A 23217-nucleotide genomic window follows, 5' to 3' on the forward strand; every position below is an offset into this window, starting at 1 on the left:
ACAGAGCGGGCCGCCTCCTGCTGGGGCGGCCCGCTTTTGTGGTTGCTCAGGGCAGGTGGGGCGACACCATGCCCTTTAGCGGCACGGTTCGGAGCGGGGTGCTGGCCGCCGGGAGCGGGCTGGACAGCTTCAGCACCACGGCCGGCAGGGTGGTCCCGATACGTGCAGTCTGCCAGGCGGTGACGCTGGTGTGCAGCTGCAGGGCGTGGGCCGAGTGGCGGGTGCGGGTCAGCGGAAAGCTGAGGTGGCCGGAGGCGTCGGCCCGGGCCAGGCTGAGCCACAGTTCCTCCTGCATGGGCGGGTGGCGCTGCCCGTTGAGGAAGGGCGTCTGGAGCCGGACGGCCAGCATGAACCGCTGCCCCGGTTCCACGGTGCCGGGCATCAGGTAGCTCTGCTGCGGCTGCGGGTGGGCGACCGCAGCCGACATGTCGTAGTGGCCCAGCATGGCCGCAAAGTCGCCGATCATCCAGGCCGGATGGGGAACGGTGTGGCGCAGCTGGGCGGTCACCAGGCTGTACGTCAGCTGCCGTTGCTCCTGCGCCGACAGCCGCAGCGGCTGACCGGCGATCTGGAGCTGCTCTCCGGTCAGCTGCACCGGCCAGCCGGCCTGCACCATGGCGTTGACAGCGGCGGTCCGCTCGTAGAGCGGCTCACCCAGTCGGGTGTCCGAGAGGCGCTGGTAGGTCAGGCTGCTGGCCTGCCCCGGCTCGCCCATCACCGGCACGGCCGCAGAGCCGCTCAGCTCGAAGCGGGCCTGCGGACCATCACCCACGAGCCGGACTGCTGTGGGTTCAAGCCACCGGACCACTTCGGAACGCGTGGCCAGGCTCAGCCCGGCACGGTCTTGATCGGAGAGCGGCGCTGTCGTCTCAAAAATCTCAATCCGCTCCTGCAGGGTCTGGATGGCGGCCCGGCGCGACTCGGCCACCAGCTCGGACAGCATCAGCGCGCCGAAGCTCAGCAGCAGGCCCAGCACCGCGGCGCTCAGCAGCGGATGAACGTGGTGGCTGCGGTTCAGGCTGCGGGCCACGGTTGCCGCCGGGCCGAGTTCCTGCATGGCCTGCCGGGCGGCAGTTTCCGGGTCCATGCCCGACAGCCGCAGCGTCTGTACCCGCTCGTACAGGTGGCTCTCCAGTTCGGCGCGGGCGTCCTGGCGGACGACGGCGCGGCAGGCCGCGGGTGGCGCGCCGCAGGTACCGGTCAACCGGCGTCATGCCTGTCCCAGCGACAGCCCGCCAAACGGGCGCATGGCCCGCGTGAATGCCTGCCACTCGGCCTGTTTGCGGCGAAGTGCCTCGCGGCCCTGGGCGGTCAGGCGGTAGTACTTGCGCGGCGGGCCGCCGGTGTCGCTCGGCTGGACCTCGCTGCTCAGCAGGCCCTGCTGTTCCAGGCGGTGCAGGGCCGGGTAGAGGGTGCCTTCCTTGAACTGAAAGGCACCCTTCGTCTGCTGATGGACGTTCTGGATGATCCGCAGGCCATACAGCGGGCCGCCCTCCAGCGTCGAGAGAAGAATCAGGTCGAGATGACCGCGCAGCATGTTGGCATCCATAGGCCCTCCTTAACTATCTAGCCTGTCTACATAGTCAGGCGAGGGAATGAGGCTGTCAATGGAGGGGGTACCCCACCCCCGCCCGCATCAACGTTCACGCCCAGCCAAGTGCGGCTCAATTCCCGCTGAAGACCTGGGCCTTCTGCCGGGTGTCCAGCCCCATCTGTGGCCCGCACGATGAGGCATGAAACCCATCACTCCACGGATCCACGGCATGATCGACTATTCGTCGGTGGCCCTGATGCTGGCCGCCCCCGCCCTGCTGCGGCTCGACGGCCGCGCTGGCCTGATCTCGCGGCTGTTCGCCGGCAGCTACCTGGGCGTGTCGCTGCTGACCCGCATGCCGCTGGGCGTCAAGCCGGTGATTCCTTTCCCGGTGCACGGCCAGATCGAACTGGCGTCAGCCCCGGCGCTGCTGGCCCTGCCGCTGCTGAGCGGCGCGTTCAAGGCCACCCGCGAGCGGCTGTATTTCCTGTCGCTGCTGGCCACCGTCCTGACCGTCTACTCGCTGACCGACTGGCAGGCCGACCCGGAACGCTGACCGGGCCCTAAAGGGCAGAGGCGACCGCCTGGTTCAGGGGCGGTCGCCTCTGCCCCTGGGGCCTTCTGCCATCCGCTAGCTCCGGCCCAGGCCCTCCCAGGCTTCCGGCGGCACCAAGTCCTGATACTCCTCGTGCCGCTCGATGTAGTCCGCCACGAAGGGGCATTCCGGCACCACCTGGAGGCCCTGCTGCCGGGCGTCATCCAGCGCCGCCTGCACCAGCTGCGAGCCCACACCCTGGCCCTCCAGCGCCTCCGGCACCTCGGTGTGGGTGAACACCCGTTTCCCGCCGTCATCGTGGTAGGCGGCGATGGCGGTGCCCTGGGGAGTCTGCAGTTCGTAGCGCTGCCGCTCGGCGTTGTCCTGGACCTGGGTCATGCCTCAGGGTAGTGGCCCGCCCCGGGTCGGCGGGCCGCAGCGGAGCTGAGCGTTCCTGAAGACAGCCGCGTTGGCTCAGTGCCCTGCCGCGCCGCGTTCCTGAAGCACCTGCCGCATCAGGTCGGGCCGGTCGGTGTCCAGGCCGTCCACACCCAGGTCCAGCAGGCGGCGCATCTCGGCCGGGTCGTTGATGGTCCAGACGTGCACCGCCACGCCCAGGGCGTGCATCTGCCGCACGAAACTGGGCGTCACCACCTCGATGCTGCCGGAGCGTGCCGGCACCTGCGCCAGCTGTCCGGGGGTGCCGGCCAGACGGCTCAGGCCGACCTTGCTGAGCAGCACCAGCGGACGCAGTTCGCGCTCGGTCATGCTGGTCGCCACCTCCGGGCAGGTGCGCCGGAAGTCCTGCATGGCCTTGTCCGAGAAGCTGGCCACCACCACCCGCCCGGTCATGCCGCGCTGACGCAGTTCGGCGCAGAAAGGTTCAGCGATGCTGGGGGTGTCCTGCTTGATCTCGATGGTCCAGGGCAGCTCCGGGTGGGCCGAGAGCGCCTCGTCCAGCGTCGGGATGGTCAGGCCCTGACCGCGGTACGGGTAGCTCTGGCCGCCGTCCGGGGTGAAGCGGTAGCCGGCATCCAGCGTCTTCAGCTGCGCCAGCGTCAGGTCGCGGATGCGGCCCTGGCCATCGGTGAGGCGGTCCACCGTCTCGTCGTGCGACAGCACCAGCACTCCGTCGCGGGTGGCGTGCATGTCGGTGTCGAGCATGTTCACGCCCAGCTGCGCCGCCTGCTGGAAGGCCAGCAGGGTATTGCTGGGCCACAGGTCCTCGCCGCCCTGATGCGCCAGAATCCAGGGCTCGTTCACGATGTAGGGGTTGGCGGTGCCGGCGTGCGGCGCGGCGCAGGAAACCAGGCTGGCCAGCAGCACGGCCAGAAGCGGCAGGCGAATCATGGCTCAGCATACCCGCCGCCGGGCCGGCTCCCCGCGTGTTCAAGCATCGTTTAGCATGGGCGGCATGACCCACTCCCCGCTGTCCCAGCAGCTGCTGCCGCTCGTGCCCGAGTACAAGGAACGCGTGTGGGGAGGACAGCGGCTGCAACCGCACACGCCGCCGATCGGGGAGGCCTGGATCGCGGGCGAGGACAGCCGGGTGGCGGCGGGCCCGCTGGCCGGGCAGACGCTGCATCAGCTGGTGCAGGCGGCGCCTCAGGCGCTGCTGGGGGAACACCTGGCGGGGCGCTACACCCGCTTTCCGCTGCTGATCAAGCTGCTGGACTGCGCCGACTGGCTGAGCGTGCAGGTTCACCCCAACGATGAGCAGGCGCGGCAGCTGGTGGGGGAGGGGCAGTTCGGCAAGACCGAGGCCTGGCACTTCCTGGAAGTGGAGCCGGGCGCCGAGATCATCGTGGGTGTGCAGGCCGGGACCACCCCGGCCCAGCTGGCCGCCGCCATCCGGGGAGGCGAGGTGCTGGACGTCTCGGCGCGGCAGGCGGTGCAGGCCGGCGACACGGTGTACATCCCGGCCGGCACGCTGCACGCGCTGGGGCCGGGCATGCTGCTGTACGAGGTGCAGCAGTCCAGCGACACCACCTACCGGGTCTACGACTGGGACCGTCCGGCCAACGCGGGGCGGGCGCTGCACCTGGAGGAGTCGGTGGCGGTCACGGACGCCGGGCAGCAGGGCGACGTGCGGGGGGTGGGGCAGACCGGTGGCCAGGGCGAGCTGGTGCGCAGCCCCTACTTCGTCCTGGAGGGGCTGCACCTGAACGCTGCCCAGGCGGCCGACACGGGCGGACGCAGCCCGCATCTGCTGACCGTGACGGAAGGTGAGGTGCAGGTGCAGCGCGGCGAGGAGCGTGTGCGGCTGCGGCGGTACGACACGCTGCTGGTGGCGGCCTCGGCGGGTGGGTACCGCCTGGAGGCCGACCAGCCTGCCCGGCTCCTGAGGGCCAGCGTGCCGGAAGCGTAGGGAAAGGGCAGGCCCGCCCGGCGTGCCCTGCCCAGGTCCGGCCGTGCCGTTCACCCGCTATACTGGCTCGTTATGCCGCGCCCCAGCCGTTCCACTGCCCGCAACCAGAAGCCCCGCTCCGCTCCCGAACGCTACCTGACGTATGAGCTGGAGGCGTTGCCGGGCCTGGAAGCGGTGGCCGAGGCGGAACTGCGTGAGGTGCCGCAGGTGCGCGGCGGCGGACCGCTGGAGGGCGGCGGGGTGCGCTTCCAGTTTGCCGGTGATCCGGCCCGGCTGGAGCGGCTGCGCGGGGCGGTGGCGGTGTACCGGGTGGCCAGCTGGGACGTGCCGCGCCCCAAGGCGCTGATGGGGCATCAGGTGCTGGGCGAACTGACCCGCTTTCTGGCGGAGGTGGCGCGGCAGGGCGGCCACACCAGCTTCCGGCTGAGTGCGGCGGGCCGGGACAGCGACACCTATCAGCGGTTGGCCGAGATGCTGTCGGAGGGGCTGGAGCTGCCGTACCGCCCCGACGACGGCGAGCTGCTGGTGCGCTTCCGGCCCGGCGCGCTGGAGGCCGGCTGGGACGTGCTGGCCCGCACCACGCCGCGTCCGCTGTCGGCGCGGCGCTGGCGCGCGTGCAACATGGAGGGCGGCCTGAACGCCACCATCGCCTACGCCATGCACCGGCTGGCCGGGCAGCGCGAGCGCGACCGTATCTTCAACCCGATGTGCGGCAGCGGCACCCTGCTGATCGAGCGCGCCCTGATGGGGCCGCTGGACGCCATGGTGGGCGTGGACACCAGCCCCGAGGCGATCCGCTGCGCCCAGACCAACATCCAGGCGGCCGGGCGCCGCATCGAGGTGGCGCAGGTGGACGCGCTGAACACCGGCCTGCCGGACCGCAGCTTCGACCTGACGGTGGCGGACCTGCCGTGGGGCGACGCCATCGGCAGTCACGGCGGCAATGCCGAGCTGTACCCGCTGTTCCTGCGCGAGATGCACCGCCTCACCTCGCTGCACGGACGGCTGGTGGTGCTCACCCACGAGATCCGGCTGTTCGAACAGGTGTTGCGCGCCCAGAGCCGTTGGGAGGCCCAGGAGCTGTTCCAGGTGTATTCGGGCGGCCATCACCCCAAGGCCTACCTGCTCTGGAAGTAGGAAAGGCAGGCGAGGCCCCTTTCGGCAGCGCTGCTGAGGAGCTGTTGAGGTCCTGCCGCTGGGACAGGACCTCTGATTGCTCAGTCAGACTTGCGCCGGCCCACCGCCGGGGTGTGGTCGGCGGCGTCCTGACGCTCCGCAGCCATCAGGGCAGCGCCTACGATCCCCGCCTCGTTCTGCAGGCCCGCCGGTTGCAGTGGGGTGCTGACTTCCAGGTATTCGCGCCACTTGTCGGCCTTCTTGCTGACGCCGCCCCCAATGATGAACAGGTCCGGGCTGAACAGCCGCTCCAAGTGCTGCAGGTACGGCGTGACCCGCTTGCCCCACTGCTTCCAGCTGAGCTCCTCCCGCTCGCGGGTGCCGGCTGACGCCCACGGCTCCACCTCACGGCCGTCCAGTTCCAGGTGGCCCAGCTCGGTGTTCGGCACCAGCTGGCCGCCGCTGATCAGCGCGCTCCCGATGCCGGTGCCGAAGGTCAGCAGCATGATCACGCCCTGCACGCCCCGGCCCGCTCCGTAGCGGGCCTCGGCCAGCCCGGCCGCGTCGGCGTCGTTGAGCAGCGTGACCGGCCGGCCCGCCGCCTCGCTGAACAGCCGGTCGGCGTCCAGCCCGATCCAGCTCTTGTCCACATTGGCGGCACTCAGGGTCCGGCCGCCGCGCACCACGCCGGGAAACGTCACACCCACCGGTCCCTGACCGCCCAGCTGCGCCGAGAGCTGGCGCACCACCTCCGCCACCTCGCTGGGCTTGGCCCCGGCCGGGGTGGGAATGCGGACCCGTTCGCCGATCAGCTGGCCGCTCTGCAGGTCCACCGGCGCTCCCTTGATGCCGCTGCCGCCGATGTCGATGCCCAGAACCCCTGTTGCTGTGGTGGTCATGCTGTACAGGCTAGCAGGGGCCGGCGTGCCCTGCATGACCCGGCCGCGCCGGTCAGTCGCTCGCGAGGGCGGCGGACGGCGAGTCGGCCAGGGCCGCGAGGCGGGCCTCCCGGAAGGCGCTCCAGCGCTCCAGCTCGGCCACCCCCTCCTCCACGATCTGCTCGGCCTGCGGCAGCGCGGCGCGACGCGAGGCCAGGTTGCGCTGCACGATCGCCTGCAGGTCGTCGAGGTTGTACAGGTGGGCGCCCGGCACCCCGGCGATGGCCGGGTCCAGAATGCGCGGCACCGAGATGTCGATCAGGAACATCGGGCGCTCCCGGCCCTGCAGGGCTGCCGCCATGCCGTCGGGCCGCAGCACGTAGTGCGGCGCGGCGCTCGACGCGATCACCACGTCGGCCTCCGGCAGCACCTCGTGCAGCATCTCCGAGGCGCAGGCCCGGCCGCCCACCCGCTCGGCCAGGGCGCGGGCGCGCTCCTCGGTGCGGTTCACCACGATCACGTCGCCCACGCCGGCGGCGCGCAGGTGCGTCAGGGTCAGCTCGGCGGTCTCGCCGGCCCCCACGATCAGGGCGGTGCGGCCCGACAGGTCGCCGAAGATGCCCTGGGCCAGCTCCACGGCCGCACTCGACACGCTCACCACCCGGTCCGAGAGGCCGGTCTCGAAGCGCACCCGCTTCCCGGCGGCCAGCGCGCCCTGGGCGGCCTTGTTCAGCAGCGCGCCAGTGTCGCGGCGCTTGGAGGCGTCCTGCCACGCGCGCTTCACCTGTCCCTGAATCTGCGTCTCGCCGATCACCAGGCTGTCCAGGCCAGCGGCCACCCGGTACAGGTGGGCGGCGGCCTCGTGGCCCCGGTGGACATACAGGTGTTCGCTCAGCCGGTGGCCCCAGGCGCCCTCGAAGGCGCTCTGCGGGTCGCCCTGGATGCCGCTCATGTAGACCTCGGTGCGGTTGCAGGTGCTGAGCAGCATCACCTCGCGGGCGTGGCGGCGCAGGTGCGAGAGCAGCGCCTCCTGCTCGCCCTCGCGCACGGCGGCCCGCTCACGCACGGCCACCGGCGCGGTGGTGTGATTCAGGCCCACCACCGCCAGGTCCAGCTGGTCCTGGAAGTGGGCCGGGCGCAGCCGCAGCGCGGTGGGGCAGCTGGCGGTCAGCAGCGGGGCGGCCGTCACGCGCGGACCCCCACGGTGCGCCGGATGTCCTCGCGCAGCCGGTCCAGTGCCGGCTGACGCTGCGCCGGGTCCAGGCGCAGCGCGGCGTCGCGCTGCTGGGACCACCGCTCCAGCGGCAGCTGCTCCGGCAGCGCTGCCTCCAGCCGTTCGCGCAGCGCCTGGGCCAGCATCGGCAGCTCGGTGCCGGTCGTGAGCGCCAGCTGCACCCCGCCGCGCTCCACGGTGGCCGGGAAGCGGAACGTTCCGCGCGCGGCATCGCCGCTGTGGTTGACCAGCAGGCCCAGCCGCCGGGCATCGTCGGCCACCCGGTCGTTGACCTCCGGGTTGTCGGTGCAGGCCACCACCAGCGCGGCTCCGTCGAGGTCTCCAGTGCGGTACTCGCGCTCCATCAGCTCCACATCCTGCGCCCGCACTTCCGGCGCAAACGTGGGCGAGACCACCCTGACCTGCAGCCCGGCCTGAAGCAGCACCCGGCTGCGGCGGGCGGCCACGCGTCCGCCGCCCACCAGCACGGCGGTGCTGCCGCTCAGGTCCAGGAAGGTCGCCAGTAACATGAACTGAGTATAGGGGCCGCGGGGGGGCGGAACGTCCCTGACCGATCGGTCGGAAAGTGGCGCTGGCACGGCAAAAGTGCCGGTCGGCTCAGTCGCCGGACACCGCCTGGGCGGCGGCGGCGGCCAGCGCCTCCAGGCTGGGCGTCTCGGCCACCACCACCCGCCGGAAGCCCAGCGCGTGGGCGGCCTCGGCGGTCTGCGGCCCCATCACGGCCACCGTGAAGTCGGTGCCGGCCAGCTCGGCCAGATGCCGCGCCGCGCTGCCGGAGGCGAGCGTCACCACGTCCGCGCCCTTCAGGCGCTCCAGTTCGTTCTGGCCCGGCTCGGCCGGCTCGGTGCGGTAGGCCTCCAGCCGGTCATAGGCCACGCCGCGCGCCTCCAGCGCCTGCTGCAGCTCGGCCTCGGCCAGCTGGGAGGTCAGGTGCAGCACCCGGGTGCCCGCCAGCACCGGCAGCTCGCTGCCCAGATGGCGGGCGCCGGGCGTGCCGGGCACGAAGTCGGCCTGCAGGCCCCGTTCGCGCAGGCTGCGGGCGGTGGACGGCCCCACTGCCGCCAGCCGCACCCCGGCCAGGGCGCGGGTGTCCAGCCCGGCGGCCTCCAGATGCTCGAACAGCGCGGCCACCGCCTGGTTGCTGGTCAGCAGCAGCCAGTCCAGGCCCTTCAGGTCCCGCAGCCGCCGCTGCACCTCATCCGGCTGGGCGCTGGGCGCGAAGCGGATCAGCGGCACTTCCAGCACCCGCGCCCCCAGCGTCCGCAGCAGGTCCGGCAGGCCGCTGGCCCCGTCGCGCGTGCGCGTCACGGCCACGCTCCGGCCGCTCAGCGGGCCGCCGTGCTGCAGGTCGAACCAGCGCAGCTGCTCGCGCAGTCGCACCACCTCGCCCACCACCGTCACGGCGGGCGCCTCCAGCCCGGCCCGCTGCACCTCTTGCGCGATGGTCGCCAGCGTGCCGGTCACGGTGCGCTGCTCGGGGGTGGTGCCCCACTGGATGGTGGCGGCGGGCGTTTCGGGTGAGCGCCCGGCCCGCACCAGTTCCGCCGCGATCACGTTCAGGTTGCGTACCCCCATCAGCAGCACCAGCGTGTCGATGCCGCTCAGCCGCTCGTAGTGGGCATCGCCCTCCTTGACGTTGCCGGTCAGCACCGCAAAGCTGCGCGCCACGCTGCGGTGCGTGACCGGAATGCCGGCGTAGGCGGGCGCGGCGATGGCGCTGCTGATGCCCGGCACCACCTCGAAGGGAATGCCGGCCGCCTGACACGCCTCGGCCTCCTCGCCGCCGCGCCCGAACACGTACACGTCGCCGCCCTTGAGCCGCGCCACCCGCTGGCCGCCGCCTTCCAGCGCCGTCTGCACCAGCAGCTCGGTGATCTGCTCCTGGCTGATGTACTCGGAAAAGCCCTTCTTGCCCACGTACACGGTGCGGGCCTGCGGGCAGTGCCGCAGCAGCTCGGGGTTGGCGAGGTAGTCGAACAGCACCACGTCGGCCTGGGCCAGCGCCTGCTGGCCGTTGAGCGTCAGCAGGCCCGGGTCGCCGGGGCCAGCCCCGATCAGGGAAACGAAGGCGCGGGAGGTTGCCTGTGCAGTCATGTGCCCAGGCTACGGCAGCCGGCAGGGATTTTGGGGAACTCCCCCGGTGTCAGCCGAACTGCACCGGCAGCCGCTTGACGCCCGCCACAATCCGGCTCTCGATCGGTTCCAGCACGGTGCCCGGCTCGACGCGCAGTTCCGGCAGCCGCTCCAGCACCGCCCCCAGCGCAATGCTGGCCTCCAGCCGGGCCAGCGGCGCGCCCAGGCAGAAGTGAATGCCGTTGCCGAACGCCAAGTGGCGGTTGGGTGTGCGCGCCGGGTCGAAGGTATCCGCCTGCTCGAACTGCTGCTCGTCGCGGTTGGCTGACCCGATCCAGGCCAGCACCGGGCGCCCCGCCGGAATGGTCACGCCGCTCAGCTCCACGTCCTGCACGCAGGTGCGGAACATGCTCTGGACCGGCGAGCGGTACCGCAGCGACTCCTCGATGGTGCCGGACAGCAGTTCCGGGTCCTGCCGCACCCGCTGGTAGGCCTCCGGCGCGTCCTGCCAGCACAGCACCGTGTTGGTGAGCAGGTTGGTGGTGGTCTCGTTGCCGGCCACCAGCAGCAGGATGCAGAAGCCCAGCAGCTCCTGGGTGTTGAGGTGCTCGCCCTCCAGCTGGGCGGCCAGCAGCCCGCTGATCAGGTCCGGACCGGGGTCGGCGCGGCGCTGCTCGATCAGGGTGGCGAAGTAGCCGGCCATCTCGCGGCTGCCGCTGCGGTCGCCGGTCACCACCTGATCGGACCAGCGCTTGAAGCGGTCCCGATCCTGGGCCGGAATGCCCAGGATCTCGGCGATCACGATCACCGGCAGCGGGTACGCGAAGTCGTGAACGAAGTCCAGCCGCCCGGCCTGCACCTGATCCAGCAGCTCATGGGTCAGCTGCCCGATGCGCGGGGCCAGCTCGCGCACCTGCCGGGGCGTGAAGGCCTGCTCCACCAGGGTCCGCAGCTGCCGGTGCCGTGGCGGGTCGGTGCTGATCATGCTGCTGGACAGCGCCGACTCGGCGTCCTCGCCACGCGGGCGGCCCTGCTGCGACGAGAAGACCCGCCAGTCCGACAGCACCCGCTGCACGTCCGGGTATCCGAAGACCATCCACATGCCCGAGTCCGGGTCCTGCACCACTGGGGCCTGCCGGCGCATCCGGGCGTACCAGGGAAAGGGGTCGAGCAGCGAGGCGGCGCTGGAGGCAGCAGTCATACCCGACATGCTGCACGCTTCAGGCCAGCGCCGGATGAACGCGGGGTGCAGGAGTGGGCAGCCAAACGTGCGCCCCGGCCTCCCTTCGTGGTGCAGAGGCCGGGGCGACAGGACCGTTCCGCCGGTCAGTGGTTCATGTCCATGTCCATGCCGCCGCTGCCGCCGGCCCGCACAGTCCAGCTGAGCCGGAAGGCCGGGAAGGTGAAGCCGGGGCGGGGCGCGCCCTGCAGCACCATCGTGTAGGCGCCGGCCACCGGGAAGGTCACGCTGCTGGTCAGCTCGTTCTTGGTCTGCTTCAGCACGCCGGTGCTCTGCGGCTTGCGGCCGGGCGCGGCGCTGCCCGCGTACACCTGCAGGGTGCAGCGGCACTGCGCCAGCGGAATGGCCTTGCCGCCGCGCTGGTTCAGCTCGAAGAACACGGCGGTGGGTTTCCCCACCAGCGGGGCGTCGTCGGGGTCGGTGTGCATCAGGGCGCCCACGTTGCCGTCGCGGGCCAGTTCGTGGGCCAGGGCGGGCGTCAGGCCCAGCAGCAGGACGGTGAACAGAACAACTTTTTTCAGGGTCATGAGGGTCTCCGGACAGGAACAGGGGGGCGGCGGCGCGGCCACACATACAGCGCCACGCTGAGCGCCAGCAGCAGCGCGGCCCCCCAGGTGAGCGGCCACAGGCTGAAATGCACGCCGATCCAGGCGGTGTGCACGGCCGAGAGCAGGGTGAGCGGCGGCCCGAGGCGGTGCAGCGTCTTCCAGTGGCGGCCCATGCGGCGCCGGGCGGCGTCGGTGCTGGTGAGGGCCAGCGGCAGCAGCAGGACCAGGGCCAGCAGCCCGGCCCCGACGCCCGCCTGGGTGGCCGGGTTCAGGAACAGCACGTTGCTCAGGTCACCGTGGAAGACGTGCAGGATCGCCAGCCAGCCGTGGATCAGCGCGTAGCCGAAGCCGGCCAGCCCGAGGGCGCGGCGGTAGGGCCGCAGCGCGGGCAGGTGGCGGGTCAGCAGCACCAGCAGCAGCGCCACCAGCGACAGCGCGCCGTAGACCTCCTCGCGCCGCTGCAGCAGCTCGGCCGGCTGCAGCAATTGCAGCAGCAGGTCCAGGTTCAGCGGCAGCAGCAGCGCCACCGCCAGCTGCACCCAGCCGGACGCCGGACGGCGCGGGGGGGCACGCATCTACTTGATGACCACCCGGCTGGCGGGCGTGCTGGCGGCGCTGTCGTCCCAGCTGACCACCGTGCCGTCGGCGTAGGTCTGGTAGACCTTCCAGACCAGGGTGCCGGCGTCGGCCGGGTTGCGGGCGCTGATCAGGAAGCGCTGGAACTCCATCGGCGCGATGCGGCCGCGCCACGTCACCTCGGTGACGGTGCCGTCGGCGGTCATCTTGACGGTCCGCACGAAGCCGGGCACCGGCTGGAAGGCGCTGATCTTCAGGCCGGCCGGCACCACCAGCCGCACCACGGTGGTGGCCACGTCCTTCTCGACCGGCACCTGCAGGCGGTAGGTCTCGTAGGCGCCGGCGGCGCTCTCGGACTGGCCGGTGTCGGTGCGGACGGTGGCGTGGGCGGCGGCCAGGGACAGCAGGGCGGCGGTGGTCAGGGACAGCAGGTAGGACACGGAACGCTTCATGTAAACCTCGGATGGAACGGGGCGGCTCACCACGCACGGGTGGTCCGCCGGGGCGCAGAGACGCGCAGCCCAAGCCGTGTCAGACACCGCTCAGGGCTGAGGAATCGTCAGGCCGGGCTCTGGCGGCCCCCGGGCGGTGGCCCGCCGCACCCGCAGCGCCTCGCGCACCGCCCGGGGCGGGTGCAGCGAGGCGGGCAGCAGCGGCAGCGCGGGCGGGTGCCACAGTTCCGGCACCAGCGCCAGCGGCGGCATGCAGCACTGGCAGCCGGAACAGTCCAGCGGGTGCGGCGTGGCCGGGCCGGACGGGTGGTGCTCCATGGCCATGCCGCTCATCGGCGTGGCGGCGCTGCCCGGCGGCATCACCATCAGCGCCGACATCGGCAGCGCGGCGTGGGCCGGCACCTGCAGCCCGAACAGCACGGTGGCCAGCCACAGCCAGAGCCGTGGCCACAGGGAAGGAGCCGCCCGCCGCATCGCCCTCATGATGGCATGGGGGTGCCGGGACGAATACCTCCCAAGGTCCGGGCGGTGTGTCAGTCCAGCAGGGCCAGCATCAGCCGGGCGGTGGCGTCCAGCGCGTCCTGGTGGGTCCGCTCGTAGGCGTGGCTGGCGTCCACCCCCGGCCCGATCAGGGCGGTGGGGCACGGCAGACCGGCCCGCCACGCGGCCGAGGCGTCCGAGCTGTAGTACGGGTAGATGTCCACCTTCAGGTCCACGGCCGCGCGCCGGGCCACGTCGCGCACCCGGTTGCCCAGCTGGTGATCGTAGGGGCCACTGCTGTCCTTGACGCACAGCGTGACGTGATGCTCGCTGCTGGTCTGACCGTCCCCGATGGCCGCCATGTCCACCGCGATCAGGGCCGTGGTGCCTGCAGGAATGTCGCTGGCCGCGCCGTGCCCGACCTCCTCGTAGACGGTGATCACGAAGCTGACGGTGGGGCGCAGCCGCCGGCCCTGCAGCGCCTCGCTCACGCCCAGGAACAGCGCCACGCTGGCCTTGTTGTCCAGGTGACGGCCCTTGATGTAGCCGGCCGGAGTCAGCCGCGCCCGCGAGTCCAGGCTCACGAAGTCGCCCACCTCCACGCCCAGGGCACGCGTCTCGGCCGCCGAGCCGGTGCGCTCGTCCAGCCGCACCTCCAGCACCCGCTCGTCGCGTTTCAGGTCGCGCAGCGCCGAGCCCCACACGTGCGTGCTCTGGCGGGTGTTCACCACGGTACCGGTCAGCACCCGGCCGCCCTGCAGGTGCACCTGGACCTCCTCGCCCTCGATGGTGGCCCAGTCGTAGCCGCCCAGCTGCGTCAGGCCCAGCCGGCCATTGTCCCGGATCTCCTTGACCATCGCGCCCAGCGTGTCGGCGTGGGCGCTGAAGGTCAGGTGCTCGGCGCCGGTGCCCGGCAGGGTCCAGACCAGCCCGCCCTTGGCGGTGCGCCTGTACGGCAGGTCCAGCCGGTCCAGCTCTGCCTCGATCCGCCGGACCGCCGCCTCGGTGTAGCCGGTGGGGCTGGGGGTGTTGAGCAGCTCGATCAGCACGGCGGTGGTGCGCTCCAGATCAAAGGCAGGCATGCCTGTGATGCTAGCGGATCGGGCCGCTATGCTGGCCGGTATGGACGTGCTGGTGGTGGTGGCCACGGCGGCCGAGGCGGCGCGGCTGTCCCGGCTGCCGCTGCGGGCCGTGGTGTCGGGGGTGGGGCCGGCGGCGGCGGCGCTGGCCACCCAGGCGGCGCTGCTGCAGGGGCCAAGGCCGGCTCTGGTGGTAAGCGCCGGCATCGGCGGGGCCTTTCCCGGCCAGGGGCTGGCGCCGGGCGGCGCCGCTGTGGCCAGCCGGATGGTGTACGGCGACCTGGGGGCGCAGGACGCGGCCAGCTTCCTGCCGCTGTCGGCGCTGGGGCTGGAAGTGCAACCGGGCAGCAGCGGCGACTTCGAGGCGTGGGCCGGCAGCCTGGAGCTGGCCACCCGGCTGGGCCTGCCGTGCGGTCCCTTCGTGACGGTCAGCACCGCCACCGGCACGCTGGAGACGGCGGCCGAACTGGCGCGGCGGGTGCCGGGCGCGCTGGTGGAGGGCATGGAGGGGGCGGGCGTGGCGCAGGCGGCGCGGCTGCACGGCGTGCCGTGTACCGAGATCCGCGGCATCTCGAACCTGGTGGGCCCGCGCGACCGGGCCAGCTGGCAGATCGGGCCGGCGCTGGAACGGCTGGAGACGGTGCTGGCCCGGCTGGCCGAGGCGCCCCCGCGAGCGTGAAGCCCCGCCTGTCCCTGTGGCCGGTGCCGCGTCGCCGCTGGCTGATTCCGGTGCTGGTGGTGGCCGCCGTGCTCGCGTTGTGGATCAACGTGGCCCCGGTCAGCCGCCTGACCCAGCCGCACGCCGCCGCCCGGGTGGCGGCCCTGCCGCCCACCACGCCGCTGCGCGCCGGTCAGCGGCTGCTGATCCTGTCGCCGCACCCGGACGATGAGACGCTGTGTTGCGCCGGCCTGATTCAGCAGGCCACGCAGGCGGGCGCCTCGGTGTACGTGGTGTGGCTGACCAGCGGCGACGGCTTCGAGTACGACGCGGCCTACGAGAGCCGGGCGGTGCGGCCCAGCCCGGCCGACCTGAGGGCGCTGGCGCTGCGCCGGATGGGCGAGGCCCGCCGCGCGGCGGCGGCGCTGGGCATTCCGGAGACCCACCTGCAGTTCCTGGGGTACCCGGACGGCGGCCTGCTGCACCTGTTCCTGGAAAACTACGCCTCGCCCTACACCTCGCGCACCAGCGGTCTGGACCGGGTCAGCTATCCCGGCACCCGCTCGCCCGGGAGCCGCTACACCGGGCAGCAGCTGGAGCAGGACCTGGAGGGGGCCATCGCGGCGGTGCGGCCGGACCTGGTGCTGGCGCCGGCCCCGCAGGACGCCCATCCGGACCACCGGGTCACGTCGTATCTGGCGCTGCGGCTGATGGCGCGGCGCGGTCAGCTGGACCGGGTGCGCTACTGGGTGGTGCACGGCGGGCTGGAGTGGCCGCTGCCCAAGGGCCTGCAGCTGTCGCAGCCGCTGCTGCTGCCGCCGCGCGCGCCCACCCTCGACTGGACCCGCCTGGACCTGACGGCCCCTCAGGAGCAACGCAAGCTGCAGGCGGTGCGCGCCTACCGCAGCCAGACGGCCCTGCTGGGGCGCTTCATGGAAGCGTTCGTGCGGCGCAACGAGCTGTACAGCCGCACGCCGCTGCCGCGGGGTCCACTCAGCGAACACGCCGGGCCGGCCGCTCCGCCCTGAACGGTAGGGTGCTCGCTCAGCTCTGTGGCAGTTCGCTGTCGCTGTCCGGTTGCTCCGGGCGGGCGCGGCGGCGCCTTACCAGCACCAGCAGCACGATCAGCGCGGCCACCCCCAGCACGTACGGCAGCAGCTCGCCCTGCCGCTCCTCGAAGGTTTCCAGCACCGCCGGGCCGAAGCGCCACAGCAACGTCTGCCACACGCCCACGTGCAGCAGCGCGCCCAGCAGGCTGTACAGCACGTACTGGCGCCAGGGGTAATGGGCTGCGCCCGCGTACAGCGTCACCGGGGTTCGCAGCGAGCCGATGGTGCGGCTCAGGATGATCGCCACCGGCCCGGAGCGCTGCATCCAGTGGCGGGCGCGGCGGCTGCGGGCCATCCGCTGCCAGCTGGGCGGCAGCCGCCGCAGCGCCGAGGCCCCGATGTGATAGCCGGCCAGGCTGCCCAGCCAGTTGCCGAGCGTCCCGGACAGGATCGCCTCCAGCAGGGTGGTCTGACCGGCGTGGATGGATTCAGCCAGGGCCAGCATCGGCAGCACGCCCGGCACCCCGGGAATGCCCATGCCCTCCAGGAACATCAGCCCAAAACTGGTCAGATGAAGCCACAGTGGGCTCAGGGTATCGAGCCACCCGGTCACGTCCGCATTATGAAGGCTGCCCCGCCCGGCTGTATGCCCGCCCCCGGATGCCTCAAGGCTTCGTCAGGTCCAGGTAACGGTTCTGTCAGCTGGGCTGCGCTAGCGTGTAGTCACGCTGGCCAGCTTCCCAGCGCGGTGCAGCCCCTTTCGGCTGCGGTCGGGTTCGCGTGCTCTCTCACTTGTGGATTCTCCGGAAACTTGATACTATAGGACTCAAGTTATCTGGGCGAAAGGAGCCTAACATGCCCGACACCTCCTCCAACCACACCCCGCTGCCCGCCAACATTCCGGTCTGTCCGGTCCGCGGCAGCGTGATCTACCCGACCATGGTGCAGCACATTGACGCCAGCCGCGCCATCAGCATCGCGGCCATCGACGCGGCCATGCACGAGGACAAGGTCATCCTGATCGTGTCCCAGCGTGACAAGGACGTGGACGATCCGCAGGGCGCGGACCTCTACGACGTGGGCACCGCGTGCTCGGTGCTGCGCGTGCGCAAGAACGCCGACGGCACGGTGCAGATGCTGGTGAGCGCCATCGGGCGCGCCCGCGTGACGCGCTACACCCGCAGCGAGTACCTGCGCGCCGAGGTCACGGCGCTCGAGAGCACCCCCGGCAAGGCCGTGGAGCTGCAGGCGCTGACCCGCGAGCTGCACAGCAAGTTCGAGTCGCTGATCCAGGGCGGCAAGTTCATGTCGCAGGAAGCGGTCCAGACCATCCAGGCGAAGGAAGACGCCGGCGAGATGGCCGACTTCATCGCCTTCAACATGGACTTCAAGCTGGAAGACAAGCAGGGCGTGCTGGAAACGACCGTCCTGACCGACCGGATCCGCCGGGTGCTGACGCTGCTCGACGCCGAGTCGGAAGTGCTGAGCATGCAGCACAAGATCCGCGCGCAGGTCAAGGAAGAGATCGACCGCAACCAGCGCGAGTACTACCTGCGCGAGCAGATGAAGGTCATCCAGAAGGAGCTGCACGGCGGCGACGACGGAGAGACCGACGAGACCGAGGAACTCAAGGCCAAGATCGAGGCGCTGGGCCTCTCGCCCGAGGTCAAGAAGGAAGTGGACCGCGAGCTGAACCGGCTGTCCCGGATGCACCCGGACGCCGCCGAGGCCAGCGTGATCCGCACCTACCTGACCTGGATCACCGAGCTGCCCTGGAGCGTGCGCAGCGACGACCAGCTGGACATCCAGCAGGCCGCGACCATCCTGGACGAGGAGCACTACGGCCTGGAGAAGGTCAAGGACCGGGTGCTGGAGTTCCTGGCGGTGCGGCAGCTGCGCCGTGACCGCGCCGAGCGCGGCGAGATCGACGCCGCCGACGTGAACAAGGGCCCGATCCTGGTGTTCACCGGCCCTCCCGGCGTGGGCAAGACCAGCATCGCGCAGAGCATCGCCAAGAGCCTGGGCCGCAAGTACGTGCGCATCGCCCTGGGCGGCGCCCGCGACGAGTCGGACATCCGTGGCCACCGCCGCACCTACATCGGCGCGATGCCCGGCCGCATCATCCAGGGCCTGCGCTCGGCCGGCACCAAGAATCCGGTGGTGCTGCTGGACGAGGTGGACAAGCTCGGCAGCGGCTACCAGGGTGACCCCAGCGCGGCGCTGCTGGAGGTGCTGGACCCGGCCCAGAACAACAACTTCACCGACCACTACCTGGGTGTGCCGTTCGACCTCTCGGAAGTGATGTTCATCGCGACCGCCAACTACCCGGAGCAGATTCCGCCGGCGCTGATGGACCGCATGGAAGTCATCGACTTCTCCAGCTACATCGAGCAGGAGAAGCTGGAGATCGCCAAGCGCTACCTGCTGCCGCGCCAGCTGACCCAGAACGGCCTGAAGCCCAACCAGATCACCGTGACCGACGCGGCGCTCGAGCGGCTGATCAGCCACTACACCCGCGAGGCGGGCGTGCGCAACCTGGAGCGCGAGATCGGCACCGTGGCCCGCAAGGTCGCCCGGCGCATTGCGGGCGGCGAGGTCAAGCGCGTCAAGGTGACCGACAAGGAGCTGGACCGCTACCTGGGGCAGGCGCGCTACCTGCCGGAGCACGAGGCCCGCGAGGACATGGCCGGCGTCAGCACCGGGATGTTCTACACCCCGGTGGGCGGCGACATCCTGTTCATCGAAACCAGCGTGATGCCCGGACGCGGCCTGGTGCTGACCGGTCAGCTGGGCGACGTGATGAAGGAGTCGGCTCGCGCCGCCCTGACCTATGCCAAGACCCACGGTGAGCGCTTCGGCATCCCGAAGGAGCGCATCGACGAGTCGGAGATCCACGTGCACGTGCCGGCCGGCGCCATTCCCAAGGAAGGCCCCAGCGCGGGCGGCGCGATGCTCACCAGCATCATCAGCGCCCTGACCGGCATCCCGGCCCGCCGCGACGTGGCCATGACCGGCGAGATCACCCTGACCGGCCGCTACCTGCCGATCGGTGGCCTGAAGGAGAAGGTGCTGGGCGCCCGGCGTGCGGGCATCAAGCACATCATCATGCCCAAGGCCAACGAGGGCGACCTGCGCGACATCCCGCTGCACCTGCGCAGCAGCATGCGCTTCCACCCGGCCGAGACGGCCGATCAGGTGCTGGACGTGGCGCTGGTGGGCGGACTGGCGGCCCTGGAGGCGCGCGGCACCGGAGGCGGCGGCAGCAAGCCCAAGGCCACCCGGCGTAAGCGCGGCGAGGACGGCGCCCCCGCCACCGCCTGAGCCATCCAACATCACGAGGCCCATCCCGACGAGGGGTGGGCCTCGTTGCTGTGGAGAGGCCCGGCATCTTCATCGTTGGGGGTCGCGGCGGCTTCCGTTGCGGGTTTTCTCAGCGCGGGCCTATGCGCGCTGCTATCCTGACCGTATGACGTCGTCGTCATTGCAGGGACCCCGGCTGAACTATCTGGTGGCGAGCCCACAGGTTCAGGGCGGCCTGTTCGAGCAGGGCGTGATTCTGCTGCTCGAACACGATGACACCGGCGCGCTGGGCCTGCTGGTGAACGCCCAGACCCAGACCCCCATCTCGGAACTGCTGCCGCTGGCGGCGGGGCGTGAGGAACTCGCGTGGCTGGGCGGCCCGGTGGAGCCGCACGTGGGCTGGTGCATCTACTCGGACGCGACCGGCCGCGACGATGAGCTGCGGCTCTCGGACCGGCTGTGCGTGACCAGCAGCCTGGACGTGCTCAGCCGGCTGGTGGAGGGCGAGCAGGAGCTGATGCTGCTGCTCGGCTACAGCGGCTGGAGCAAGGGCCAGCTGGACCGCGAGCTGCGCGAAGGCACCTGGCTGTGGGTGGAGGCGGGCCCGGAGCTGGTGCTGGAGGTGCCGGTGGCGGACCGCTGGCGGCAGGCGGTCAGCCTGCTGGGCGTGGACCCGGCCAAGATCGTGCGCGGCGCCCAGGCGTAACGGGCGTCCCGGGGCCGGGCCCCCGGCTCAGGGCTGGAACCGGGCCTCGGCGCGCTGCAGGTCCTCCGGGGTATCCACGTCCTGCAGCGCCTCCATCGGCAGGTCCACCCACGCGGTCTGCGGACCGTACTGCCGGATCAGGTGCTTGGGGCCGTGATCGCCCGCCTGATCGAAGTGTTGGAACAGGTCGCGCCGGAACAGATGCGGCGGCGCGCGCACCGCGTCGTCGCCGGTGCCGTAGCGGGCCAGCACCAGCGGGGGCCGCTCAGGGGCATAGCGGTCCAGCACCGCCCGGTGCATCCCGGCACTCACGAACGGCATGTCGCCCAGCACGAAGCTGGCCGCCTCCACCGCCGGGTCCAGCGCCCCTATGCCCGCGCGGAAACTCTCCGAGAGGCCACGCTCCGGGTGGTCACAGGTGGCGCACTGCAGCGGCAGCCCATGGAGCGCCTGCCGCACCTGCTCGCCCAGATCGCCGGGCGGCACCACCACCAGCACGCCGGCCGTGGGCCGCGCGTCCAGCAGGGCGCGGGCAGTGTGCCACAGCAGTGGCCGGCCGGCCAGCGGCAGCAGCTGTTTGGGCTGTCCCATGCGGCGGCTGAGCCCGGCGGCCAGCACCACCCCGGCCAGCAGGGGGCCCGCGGCAGCGTCGTGTGTGGTCATGGCCGGAGTGTAGCGTGAGGGGGGCCAGTTGCCCCTACCGTCCGTGGCCCGGCAGACGGTACCCTGAACCCCTATGACGTTGCCGCGCGCCCTGCTGACCCTGCCTGCCCTGGCCCTGCTGCTGTCCGCCTGTGGCGGCGGCATTCAGGATCTCAAGACCTACAAGTACGCGGGTGGTCAGCACCAGGAGGGCCGCATTCAGTACGCGGAGAACCCCCCGGTGGGCGGCACCCACAACCCCATCTGGCAGAACTGCGGCGTGTACACCGCCCCGATCTATGACGAGTACGGGGTCCACAGCATGGAGCACGGGGCCGTCTGGATTACCTACCGGCCATCGCTGGCCAGCGCGGAGGTGGACAAGCTCAAGGCCCTGGTGGACGGCCACAGCTACACGCTGCTCAGCCCGCGCGACAACCTGCCCGCGCCCATCGTGATCAGCGCCTGGAACGCCCAGGTGCAGGTGCAGACGGCCGACGACCGCCGCCTGGGCGCCTTCCTGAAGAAGTACGAGCAGGGCAGCACGGCGCCCGAGCGCGGCGCGGCCTGCTCCGGCGGCTACGGTGGCACCCAGTAGCCTGAGTGTGGCCGAGGCCGCGGCGCGCCTGCGGCAGGCCCGCCGGGTGGCGGTGCTGACCGGCGCCGGCATCAGCGCCGAGAGCGGCATTCCCACCTTCCGTGACGCGCAGTCCGGGCTGTGGGCCCGCTTCCGGCCCGAGGATCTGGCCAGCCCGGAGGCGTACCACCGTGACCCGGAGCTGGTGTGGCAGTGGTACGCCGGGCGCTACCGCGACGTGATGGCCGCCGAGCCCAACGCCGGCCACCGGCTGCTGGTGCAGCTGGAACGGCAGGTGGGGGAGGGCTTCTCCCTGATCACCCAGAACGTGGACGGCCTGCACGCCCGCGCCGGCAGCCGTGACCCGGTGGAACTGCACGGCACCCTGCTGAGCAGCCGCTGTGAGCGCTGCGGCCATGTCCAGCCGCTGCCTCCGCCGGACCAGTTCACCCCGCCGCCCGTGTGCGAACGCTGCGGCGCGAGGGGCCGCCCCAACGTGGTGTGGTTCGGGGAGTACCTGCCGCCGGACGCGCTGAGCGCTGCCGAGGACGCCTTTGATCGGGCCGAGGTGGCGCTGGTGATCGGCACCAGCGCCCAGGTGTACCCGGCGGCGGGGCTGGCCGCCGAAACGCTGCGGGCGGGCGGCGTGGTGATCGAGATCAACCCGGAACCCACCGACCTGAGCATGCAGGTGCAGCTGAGCCTGCGCGACACGGCCAGCGTGGGCCTGCGCCGGTTGCTGGAGCCGGACGAGGCCTAGCCCGCCGTACACTCAGAGGCGTGCCTGCCCACCGCCAGCATGAGATCAAGGACCCGGTCCACGGCTTTCTGCGGCTCTCGGAGGCGGAGCGGCAGCTGATCGACAGCGCCCCGGTGCAGCGGCTGCGGCACATTCACCAGCTGGCGCTGAGCTTTCTGGTGTATCCGGGCGCCACCCACCGCCGCTTCGAGCATTCGCTGGGCGTGATGCATCTGGCGGGGCGGGCCTTCGACGCGCTGGTCCGCAACCAGGACCGCTTTGAGGGGGCGCTGCCGCCGCCGGCCGGCCTGGACCTGGGCTACTGGCGGCGGGTGCTGCGGGCCGCCGCGCTGCTGCACGACGTGGGTCATCTGCCGTTCAGCCACGCGGCCGAGGCGCTGTTGCCGGACGGCCTGGACCACGAGGACGTCAGTGGCCGGCTGATCCGCTCGGGGCATCTGGCCGGGCCGCTCGCCGCGCTGGAGGTGGACCCAGGTGACGTGGCGCGGCTGGCGGTGGGTGGGCCTTCGCTGAGCGCCTGGGAGGCGGCGCTGTCCAGCCTGATCGTGGGCGACGCCTTCGGGGCCGACCGGGTGGACTACCTGCTGCGCGACGCCTACCACAGCGGCGCGGTGCTGGGCACCTTCGACGCCGAGCGGCTGCTGGACCGCCTGACGCTGCTGCCCGGCGCGGGGGGCGCGCTGCAGGTGGGGTTGCACATCGGGGGACTGCAGGCCGCCGAGGCGCTGCTCACCACCCGTGACGCCCTGTACGAGGGGCTGTACTTTCATCCGGTGCGCCGCATCTACGACCATCACCTGGGCCAGTTTCTGCAGGAGGCGCTGGGCACGCCGCTGCTGCCGGAGGGCGAGGCGGGCCGCTTCAGCGCCGACCTGGAACGTCACCTGAGCCTCAGCGACAATGAGGTGCTGACGGCGATCCGCCGCGCCGACCGCGACCCAGCGCTGCCGGGTCACCGCTGGGCGCGGCGGCTGCTGCACCGCGAACATTTCCGGCTGCTGTACCGCTCGCGCCAGCAGCCGGGCGATCCGGCGGCGCGGCAGGTGGCGGCCCAGGCTCGCGAGCGCTTCGGAGCGGAGCAGGTGGTCTACGACCCGGTGGAGCGCCGCCCCGGACAGCTGGACTTCCTGCTGCTCACCGGCGGGCAGGTGGGGCAGGCCCGTGAGGCCTCGCGCCTGCTGCGTGACCTGCCGCCCATCAGCGCCGAGTTCGTGTATGTGGCGCCGGAGGTGGAGGAGCCGGCGCGGGCGTGGCTGAAGCAGCGGCCGCTGGACGGCGGAGGGCGGCCGGGCTGAGGCGATAGGGCCGGTCGTGGGCTGAACCCTGTGGGGTCATCATTTCCAACGGCACCTCCGCTGGCGCTGCCGCCCGTGTCGCCCCGCGCCTGAGCCTCCAACCGTGAGCCCCGTCCT

26 protein-coding genes are annotated in these 23217 nt (G+C 71.8%); 10 read left to right on the forward strand and 16 right to left on the reverse strand.

Annotated features, from left to right (window positions below):
• Positions 1-46: 46 nt before the first annotated feature.
• The gene (locus ABOD76_RS11675; protein ID WP_350245018.1) at positions 47-1204 is read right to left on the reverse strand and encodes a permease prefix domain 1-containing protein; all 1158 of its coding nucleotides are present in this window, start codon (positions 1202-1204) and stop codon (positions 47-49) included.
• Between the two features lie 6 nt (positions 1205-1210).
• Positions 1211-1549: a PadR family transcriptional regulator gene (locus ABOD76_RS11680; RefSeq protein ID WP_350245019.1), complete on the reverse strand. Its 339-nt coding sequence runs from the start codon at positions 1547-1549 to the stop codon at positions 1211-1213.
• A 184-nt stretch (positions 1550-1733) separates the two neighbouring features.
• Here ABOD76_RS11680 and ABOD76_RS11685 point away from each other — a divergent pair, with 184 nt between their 5' ends.
• A complete protein-coding gene (locus ABOD76_RS11685; protein ID WP_350245020.1) occupies positions 1734-2090 on the forward strand; it encodes a hypothetical protein in 357 nt (118 codons plus the stop codon).
• A 75-nt stretch (positions 2091-2165) separates the two neighbouring features.
• Here ABOD76_RS11685 and ABOD76_RS11690 read toward each other — a convergent pair whose 3' ends face one another.
• Both ABOD76_RS11690 and ABOD76_RS11695 read right to left on the reverse strand, forming a co-directional pair.
• Complete coding sequence (locus ABOD76_RS11690; protein WP_350245021.1) at positions 2166-2468, reverse strand: GNAT family N-acetyltransferase; 303 nt, start codon at positions 2466-2468, stop codon at positions 2166-2168.
• 75 nt (positions 2469-2543) lie between these two features.
• Positions 2544-3419, reverse strand: coding sequence for a glycerophosphodiester phosphodiesterase (locus tag ABOD76_RS11695; RefSeq protein WP_350245022.1), 876 nt, complete (start codon positions 3417-3419; stop codon positions 2544-2546).
• 64 nt (positions 3420-3483) lie between these two features.
• On the opposite strand from ABOD76_RS11695, the gene ABOD76_RS11700 reads away from it, so the two are divergent.
• Both ABOD76_RS11700 and ABOD76_RS11705 read left to right on the forward strand, forming a co-directional pair.
• A complete protein-coding gene (locus tag ABOD76_RS11700) occupies positions 3484-4437 on the forward strand; it encodes a type I phosphomannose isomerase catalytic subunit (RefSeq protein ID WP_350245024.1) in 954 nt (317 codons plus the stop codon).
• A 72-nt stretch (positions 4438-4509) separates the two neighbouring features.
• Positions 4510-5574 (forward strand): methyltransferase domain-containing protein, encoded by a 1065-nt coding sequence (locus ABOD76_RS11705; RefSeq protein ID WP_350245025.1) that lies wholly within the window; start codon positions 4510-4512, stop codon positions 5572-5574.
• 80 nt (positions 5575-5654) lie between these two features.
• On the opposite strand, the gene ppgK is transcribed toward ABOD76_RS11705, so the two are convergent.
• The 10 genes from ppgK to ABOD76_RS11755 all read right to left on the reverse strand — a co-directional run bounded on the left by ppgK (position 5655) and on the right by ABOD76_RS11755 (position 14116).
• Positions 5655-6452: a polyphosphate--glucose phosphotransferase gene (gene ppgK, locus ABOD76_RS11710; protein WP_350245026.1), complete on the reverse strand. Its 798-nt coding sequence runs from the start codon at positions 6450-6452 to the stop codon at positions 5655-5657.
• A gap of 52 nt (positions 6453-6504) precedes the next feature.
• Positions 6505-7602 (reverse strand): glutamyl-tRNA reductase, encoded by a 1098-nt coding sequence (hemA, locus tag ABOD76_RS11715; protein ID WP_380129703.1) that lies wholly within the window; start codon positions 7600-7602, stop codon positions 6505-6507.
• Between the two features lie 14 nt (positions 7603-7616).
• A complete protein-coding gene (locus ABOD76_RS11720) occupies positions 7617-8174 on the reverse strand; it encodes a precorrin-2 dehydrogenase/sirohydrochlorin ferrochelatase family protein (RefSeq protein ID WP_350245027.1) in 558 nt (185 codons plus the stop codon).
• Between the two features lie 88 nt (positions 8175-8262).
• Positions 8263-9759: a uroporphyrinogen-III C-methyltransferase gene (cobA, locus tag ABOD76_RS11725; RefSeq protein WP_350245028.1), complete on the reverse strand. Its 1497-nt coding sequence runs from the start codon at positions 9757-9759 to the stop codon at positions 8263-8265.
• Positions 9760-9808: 49 nt separating this feature from the next.
• Positions 9809-10939, reverse strand: coding sequence for a cytochrome P450 (locus ABOD76_RS11730; protein WP_350245029.1), 1131 nt, complete (start codon positions 10937-10939; stop codon positions 9809-9811).
• Positions 10940-11064: 125 nt separating this feature from the next.
• The gene (locus tag ABOD76_RS11735) at positions 11065-11505 is read right to left on the reverse strand and encodes a hypothetical protein (protein WP_350245030.1); all 441 of its coding nucleotides are present in this window, start codon (positions 11503-11505) and stop codon (positions 11065-11067) included.
• Positions 11502-12101, reverse strand: a complete 600-nt coding sequence (locus ABOD76_RS11740) for a ferric reductase-like transmembrane domain-containing protein (RefSeq protein WP_350245031.1) — start codon at positions 12099-12101, stop codon at positions 11502-11504. The genes ABOD76_RS11735 and ABOD76_RS11740 overlap by 4 nt, the downstream gene beginning before the upstream one ends.
• Positions 12102-12554 (reverse strand): DUF1775 domain-containing protein, encoded by a 453-nt coding sequence (locus ABOD76_RS11745; protein WP_350245032.1) that lies wholly within the window; start codon positions 12552-12554, stop codon positions 12102-12104.
• A gap of 90 nt (positions 12555-12644) precedes the next feature.
• A complete protein-coding gene (locus ABOD76_RS11750) occupies positions 12645-13028 on the reverse strand; it encodes a hypothetical protein (RefSeq protein WP_350245033.1) in 384 nt (127 codons plus the stop codon).
• A gap of 59 nt (positions 13029-13087) precedes the next feature.
• Positions 13088-14116: a M42 family metallopeptidase gene (locus tag ABOD76_RS11755; protein WP_350245034.1), complete on the reverse strand. Its 1029-nt coding sequence runs from the start codon at positions 14114-14116 to the stop codon at positions 13088-13090.
• 40 nt (positions 14117-14156) lie between these two features.
• Here ABOD76_RS11755 and mqnB point away from each other — a divergent pair, with 40 nt between their 5' ends.
• The gene (gene mqnB, locus ABOD76_RS11760) at positions 14157-14792 is read left to right on the forward strand and encodes a futalosine hydrolase (RefSeq protein WP_350245035.1); all 636 of its coding nucleotides are present in this window, start codon (positions 14157-14159) and stop codon (positions 14790-14792) included.
• Positions 14789-15799, forward strand: a complete 1011-nt coding sequence (locus tag ABOD76_RS11765) for a PIG-L deacetylase family protein (RefSeq protein ID WP_350245036.1) — start codon at positions 14789-14791, stop codon at positions 15797-15799. The genes mqnB and ABOD76_RS11765 overlap by 4 nt, the downstream gene beginning before the upstream one ends.
• Positions 15800-15815: 16 nt before the next feature.
• Here ABOD76_RS11765 and ABOD76_RS11770 read toward each other — a convergent pair whose 3' ends face one another.
• Complete coding sequence (locus ABOD76_RS11770; protein WP_350245037.1) at positions 15816-16433, reverse strand: DedA family protein; 618 nt, start codon at positions 16431-16433, stop codon at positions 15816-15818.
• A gap of 242 nt (positions 16434-16675) precedes the next feature.
• On the opposite strand from ABOD76_RS11770, the gene lon reads away from it, so the two are divergent.
• Together lon and ABOD76_RS11780 are read left to right on the forward strand one after the other, a co-directional pair.
• Positions 16676-19141 carry an endopeptidase La gene (lon, locus tag ABOD76_RS11775; RefSeq protein ID WP_350245038.1) on the forward strand — a complete coding sequence of 822 codons (2466 nt, stop codon included), beginning with the start codon at positions 16676-16678 and terminating at the stop codon, positions 19139-19141.
• 145 nt (positions 19142-19286) lie between these two features.
• Positions 19287-19826 (forward strand): YqgE/AlgH family protein, encoded by a 540-nt coding sequence (locus tag ABOD76_RS11780; protein WP_350245039.1) that lies wholly within the window; start codon positions 19287-19289, stop codon positions 19824-19826.
• Between the two features lie 27 nt (positions 19827-19853).
• Here ABOD76_RS11780 and ABOD76_RS11785 read toward each other — a convergent pair whose 3' ends face one another.
• On the reverse strand, positions 19854-20489 hold the full coding sequence (locus tag ABOD76_RS11785; RefSeq protein WP_350245040.1) for a nucleotidyltransferase family protein: 636 nt from the start codon (positions 20487-20489) through the stop codon (positions 19854-19856).
• Positions 20490-20562: 73 nt separating this feature from the next.
• Between ABOD76_RS11785 and ABOD76_RS11790 the strand changes: the two genes are divergently transcribed.
• Genes ABOD76_RS11790 through ABOD76_RS11800 form a run of 3 tightly spaced genes read left to right on the forward strand, consistent with a single transcriptional unit; the run spans position 20563 to position 23100 of the window.
• Entirely contained in the window at positions 20563-21066 is a 504-nt protein-coding gene (locus tag ABOD76_RS11790) for a DUF3105 domain-containing protein (RefSeq protein WP_350245041.1), read from the forward strand.
• Positions 21053-21805 (forward strand): SIR2 family NAD-dependent protein deacylase, encoded by a 753-nt coding sequence (locus ABOD76_RS11795; protein ID WP_380129660.1) that lies wholly within the window; start codon positions 21053-21055, stop codon positions 21803-21805. The genes ABOD76_RS11790 and ABOD76_RS11795 overlap by 14 nt, the downstream gene beginning before the upstream one ends.
• Before the next feature lie 20 nt (positions 21806-21825).
• Positions 21826-23100, forward strand: a complete 1275-nt coding sequence (locus ABOD76_RS11800; RefSeq protein WP_350245042.1) for an HD domain-containing protein — start codon at positions 21826-21828, stop codon at positions 23098-23100.
• The last annotated feature ends 117 nt before the right edge of the window (positions 23101-23217 follow it).

It is taken from the genome of Deinococcus sonorensis KR-87, assembly GCF_040256395.1.
Classification (GTDB): domain Bacteria; phylum Deinococcota; class Deinococci; order Deinococcales; family Deinococcaceae; genus Deinococcus; species Deinococcus sonorensis.

Excerpts from the sequence above, each read along its gene's own strand:
- ABOD76_RS11680 (WP_350245019.1), bottom strand. The coding sequence starts at position 1,549 with ATGGATGCCAACATGCTGCGCGGTCATCTCGACCTGATTCTTCTCTCG.
- ABOD76_RS11685 (WP_350245020.1), top strand. The coding sequence starts at position 1,734 with ATGAAACCCATCACTCCACGGATCCACGGCATGATCGACTATTCGTCG.
- ABOD76_RS11690 (WP_350245021.1), bottom strand. The coding sequence starts at position 2,468 with ATGACCCAGGTCCAGGACAACGCCGAGCGGCAGCGCTACGAACTGCAG.
- ABOD76_RS11695 (WP_350245022.1), bottom strand. The coding sequence starts at position 3,419 with ATGATTCGCCTGCCGCTTCTGGCCGTGCTGCTGGCCAGCCTGGTTTCC.
- ABOD76_RS11700 (WP_350245024.1), top strand. The coding sequence starts at position 3,484 with ATGACCCACTCCCCGCTGTCCCAGCAGCTGCTGCCGCTCGTGCCCGAG.
- ABOD76_RS11705 (WP_350245025.1), top strand. The coding sequence starts at position 4,510 with ATGCCGCGCCCCAGCCGTTCCACTGCCCGCAACCAGAAGCCCCGCTCC.
- ppgK (WP_350245026.1), bottom strand. The coding sequence starts at position 6,452 with ATGACCACCACAGCAACAGGGGTTCTGGGCATCGACATCGGCGGCAGC.
- ABOD76_RS11720 (WP_350245027.1), bottom strand. The coding sequence starts at position 8,174 with ATGTTACTGGCGACCTTCCTGGACCTGAGCGGCAGCACCGCCGTGCTG.
- cobA (WP_350245028.1), bottom strand. The coding sequence starts at position 9,759 with ATGACTGCACAGGCAACCTCCCGCGCCTTCGTTTCCCTGATCGGGGCT.
- ABOD76_RS11730 (WP_350245029.1), bottom strand. The coding sequence starts at position 10,939 with ATGACTGCTGCCTCCAGCGCCGCCTCGCTGCTCGACCCCTTTCCCTGG.
- ABOD76_RS11735 (WP_350245030.1), bottom strand. The coding sequence starts at position 11,505 with ATGACCCTGAAAAAAGTTGTTCTGTTCACCGTCCTGCTGCTGGGCCTG.
- ABOD76_RS11740 (WP_350245031.1), bottom strand. The coding sequence starts at position 12,101 with ATGCGTGCCCCCCCGCGCCGTCCGGCGTCCGGCTGGGTGCAGCTGGCG.
- ABOD76_RS11745 (WP_350245032.1), bottom strand. The coding sequence starts at position 12,554 with ATGAAGCGTTCCGTGTCCTACCTGCTGTCCCTGACCACCGCCGCCCTG.
- ABOD76_RS11750 (WP_350245033.1), bottom strand. The coding sequence starts at position 13,028 with ATGCGGCGGGCGGCTCCTTCCCTGTGGCCACGGCTCTGGCTGTGGCTG.
- ABOD76_RS11755 (WP_350245034.1), bottom strand. The coding sequence starts at position 14,116 with ATGCCTGCCTTTGATCTGGAGCGCACCACCGCCGTGCTGATCGAGCTG.
- mqnB (WP_350245035.1), top strand. The coding sequence starts at position 14,157 with ATGGACGTGCTGGTGGTGGTGGCCACGGCGGCCGAGGCGGCGCGGCTG.
- lon (WP_350245038.1), top strand. The coding sequence starts at position 16,676 with ATGCCCGACACCTCCTCCAACCACACCCCGCTGCCCGCCAACATTCCG.
- ABOD76_RS11780 (WP_350245039.1), top strand. The coding sequence starts at position 19,287 with ATGACGTCGTCGTCATTGCAGGGACCCCGGCTGAACTATCTGGTGGCG.
- ABOD76_RS11785 (WP_350245040.1), bottom strand. The coding sequence starts at position 20,489 with ATGACCACACACGACGCTGCCGCGGGCCCCCTGCTGGCCGGGGTGGTG.
- ABOD76_RS11790 (WP_350245041.1), top strand. The coding sequence starts at position 20,563 with ATGACGTTGCCGCGCGCCCTGCTGACCCTGCCTGCCCTGGCCCTGCTG.